Consider the following 640-nt stretch of genomic DNA (forward strand, 5'->3'; position numbering starts at 1 on the left):
GATCAAAAAAATAGATATAACAGTTATCGTAGATTATATTTCATAAGCTGTTTTTCTTGAAAGAAATGCTAAAAAACCAATTGTATTATTTTTATATTCCGATGTATTTTCCAAGGGGTAACTTATGGATTTTTTAATACAACTCGCCATTATATTAGTGTGTCTATTCTATGGAGCTAGGAAAGGGGGAATTGCATTAGGTCTATTAGGTGGTGTAGGTCTTGTTATTTTAGTTTTTATTTTTAATCTTCCTCCGGGAAAGCCACCTGTTGATGTAATGCTCGTTATTATTGCAGTTGTTTCTGCGTCAGCAACATTACAAGCATCTGGTGGATTGGATGTTATGCTACAAATAGCAGAAAAACTATTACGTAAAAATCCGAAATACATTTCTATCGTTGCCCCACTCGTTACTTGTACATTGACAATATTATGTGGCACAGGGCATGTTGTTTATACCATCTTACCTATTATCTATGATGTATCGATTAAAAATAATATTCGACCAGAAAGGCCAATGGCTGCAAGTACTATTGGTTCACAAATGGGAATTATTGCAAGCCCCGTGTCTGTTGCGGTTGTAACCTTAGTGGCAATGCTAGGTGACGTCACTTTTAATGGTAAACATCTTGAGTTTTTA

1 protein-coding gene is annotated in these 640 nt (G+C 34.8%); it reads left to right on the forward strand.

Translation table 11 applies throughout. The features are described from left to right. Positions 1–124 precede the first annotated feature (124 nt). Positions 125–640 (forward strand): anaerobic C4-dicarboxylate transporter family protein (locus ABN217_RS19595; protein ID WP_349459903.1); only part of this gene is annotated, 516 nt, incomplete at its 3' end.

It is taken from the genome of Proteus sp. fly-1067, assembly GCF_040139345.1.
GTDB classification, from domain to species: domain Bacteria; phylum Pseudomonadota; class Gammaproteobacteria; order Enterobacterales; family Enterobacteriaceae; genus Proteus; species Proteus vulgaris_B.